This is a genomic window from Flavobacterium cauense R2A-7, from assembly GCF_000498475.1.
Lineage (GTDB): Bacteria > Bacteroidota > Bacteroidia > Flavobacteriales > Flavobacteriaceae > Flavobacterium > Flavobacterium cauense.
In genome coordinates, this window is the sequence record NZ_AVBI01000030.1 from 1 (window position 1) to 3,446 (window position 3,446).

A 3,446-nucleotide genomic window follows, 5' to 3' on the forward strand; every position below is an offset into this window, starting at 1 on the left:
AACACCGTAACGGTTGAAAATTTTTACACTTTTCGCATTCAACCCGGTAATATCAAACGCGTCGTTTTTACCATCACCATTAGGGGAGATTCCGCGAGGAATATCACAGAAAGCACTTGCAACTGTTAAAACATCTTGGGATACACAACCATTGTCTAATGCAGTAACCTCAACAGTATATATTCCGGCAACCGTCACAGTAATCGGATTAACCGATCCGACAGAAGCGCCAGTAGAATCAAACCATTCATAAGAATACGCAGTGTCATCCATAGGAGTTGCCGTTAGCGTATAATTCCCATCAATACACCCTCCTGTTATCGAAACCGAAACAGGGACTGGAACAGTATCCACAATAAGAATTGCCACATTTGAAGAAACACAACCCGTAACCATATCTCTTACTGAAACGGTATAATTACCAGGAGCAAGACCTGCAAAGGAAGTACTTGTTTGATATACAACACCATCAATACTGTATTCTAAGGTAGCGCCTATGGGAGTTGTTATATCAATAGTACCGGTAGGTACAGCACATGTTGGTTGTAATGTTACACTTGCAGTTGGTACAGCTGGCGCCGTTGGAATCGGATTAACCGTCACCGAAACAGCAGAAGAAACACAACCCGTAACCGTATCACGAACCGTTACACTATAAACGCCTGGCGTCAACCCTGCAAAAGAAGTTCCGGACTGATAAGTAATTCCGCCTACACTATATTCTAAAGTAGCACCGATTGGAGCGGTAATTACAATAGTTCCTGATGGTGACGCACATGTTGGCTGCACAGTAGCGGTAGCTGTTGGAGCTGCCGGAGCCCCAGGAGCTGGGTTAATCGTTTCCGTCGCTGCGGAAGAAATACAACCCGTAGCCGTATCACGAACCGTTACGTTATACGTACCCGAAGCCAAGCCTGAAAAAGAAGTACCAGATTGATAAATTACTCCATCAATACTGTATTCCAAAGTAGCACCTATTGGAGCCGTTACCGTTATACTTCCTGTTGTTATCGCACAAGTGGATGGTGAAACAACTGTGGAGGTTGGAGCAACGGGATTGGCAGGTATCGGATTCACCGTTACCGAAGTACTGGAAGAAACACATCCTGTTGTCGTATCACGAACCGTTACATTATAAGTACCCGAAGCCAAGCCTGCAAAAGAAGTTCCGGACTGATACGTAACGCCATCTACACTATATTCTAAAGTGGCACCTGTTGGAGCGGTAATTACTATTGTTCCTGTTGGAGTTGCACAGGTTGGCTGAACCGTAACACTAGCCGTTGGAGTGGCAGGATTGGCCGGAATTGGATTCACTGTTACCGAAGTAGCTGAAGAAACACAACCCGTAACCATATCACGAACCGTTACACTATAAGTACCCGAAGCCAAACCAGCAAACGAAGTACCCGCCTGATACGTTACTCCATTTATACTATATTCTAATGTAACACCTGTTGGAGCGGTAATAACTATCGTTCCAGTTGGAGTCGTACACGTAGGCTGAACCGTAACACTTGCTGTTGGTGTTGTTGGAGCTCCAGGAGCTGGATTAATCGTTTCTGTTGCTGCGGAAGAGACACATCCTGTTGCCGTGTCACGAACCGTTACGTTATAAGTACCTGAAGCCAAGCCTGCAAAAGAAGTTCCAGCCTGATAGGTTACTCCATTAACACTGTATTCCAAAGTAGCGCCTGTTGGAGCTGTTATTGTTATACTTCCTGTTGTTATCGCACAAGTGGATGGCGAAACAACTGTGGATATTGGAGCGGTCGGAGTTGCAGGGATTGGGTTAACCGTTACCGAAGTGGCGGCGGAAACACAACCTGTAGCCGTATCACGAACCGTTACATTATAAGAGCCTGAAGCCAAGCCTACAAACGAAGTACCCGCCTGATACGTTACTCCATTTATACTATATTCCAATGTAGCACCTGTTGGAGCGGTAATTACTATCGTTCCAGTTGGAGTCGTACATGTTGGTTGAACTGTAACACTTGCTGTTGGAGCTGCAGGATTTGCAGGGATTGGGTTAACCGTTACCGAAGTAGCAGCGGAAACACAACCCGTAGCCGTATCACGAACCGTTACATTATAAGCACCTGAAGCCAAACCAGCAAACGAAGTACCCGCCTGATACGTTACTCCATTTATACTATATTCTAATGTAGCACCTGTTGGAGCAGTAATAACTATCGTTCCAGTTGGAGTCGTACATGTTGGTTGAACTGTAACACTTGCTGTTGGAGCTGCCGGATTTGCAGGGATTGGGTTAACCGTTACCGAAGTAGCAGCGGAAACACAACCCGTAGCCGTATCACGAACCGTTACGTTATAAGTACCTGAAGCCAAGCCTGCAAACGAAGTACCCGCCTGATACGTTACTCCATTTATACTATATTCTAATGTAGCACCTGTTGGAGCAGTAATAACTATCGTTCCTGTTGGCGTTGTACAAGTAGGCTGAACTGTAACACTTGCTGTTGGTGCTGCCGGATTTACCGGAATTGGATTTACCGTTACCGAAGTGGCGGCGGAAACACAACCTGTAGCTGCATCACGAACCGTTACGTTATAAACACCTGAAGCCAAACCAGCAAACGAAGTGCCCACCTGATACGTTACTCCGTTCACGCTGTATTCTAATGTAGCACCTGTTGGAGCAGTAATAACGATTGTTCCTGTTGGAGTTGTACAGGTAGGCTGAACCGTAACACTTGCTGTTGGAGCTGTAGGATTTCCAGGGATTGGGTTAACCGTTACCGAAGTAGCAGAAGAACACCCTGATCCTGTATCACGTACCATAACAGTATATGTTCCGGGCGCAACACCTGTAAAAGTAGTTCCTGATTGGAACGTTACTCCATTAATACTATATTCTAATGTAGCACCTGTTGGAGCAGTAACAACTATCGTCCCTGTTGGTGTTGTACATGTTGGCTGAACTGTAACACTTGCCGTTGGTGTTGCAGGTGCTCCAGGCGCAGGATTAACAATTAAAACCGTTGCTCCGGAAAAACAGTTAGTAGCCGTATTATGAACTGTCACATTGTATGTACCAGGAGCCAAACCAGCAAAAGTAGTACTTGACTGATAAGACACCCCGTTCACACTATACTCCAATGTGGCACCTGTTGGAGCAGTAACAACTATTGTCCCTGTTGAAATAACACATGTCGGCTGAAAAGTTACTGATGCTGTCGGATTTGCCGGCAATGGATTTACCGTAATGATCATTGTTGTAGTGGTAGCACACTGGCCCGCTGTTGGGGTAAACGTGTAAACCGTAGTAGCCGTATTGTTTAAAGCCGGTGACCAGGTTCCAGTAATACCATTATTGGATGTTGTGGGTAAAGCCGATAATGCAGCTCCCGAACAAATTGGCGCTACTGCTGTAAAGGTTGGTGTCACATTCGGATTTACCGTAATGGTCATTGTTGTAGTGG

At 45.6% G+C, this 3,446-nt stretch carries 1 protein-coding gene; it reads right to left on the reverse strand.

Annotated features, from left to right (window positions below):
- Window positions 1-3,435 (reverse strand): beta strand repeat-containing protein (locus FCR2A7T_RS14495; RefSeq protein ID WP_035118847.1); only part of this gene is annotated, 3,435 nt, incomplete at its 3' end.
- Window positions 3,436-3,446 lie beyond the last annotated feature (11 nt).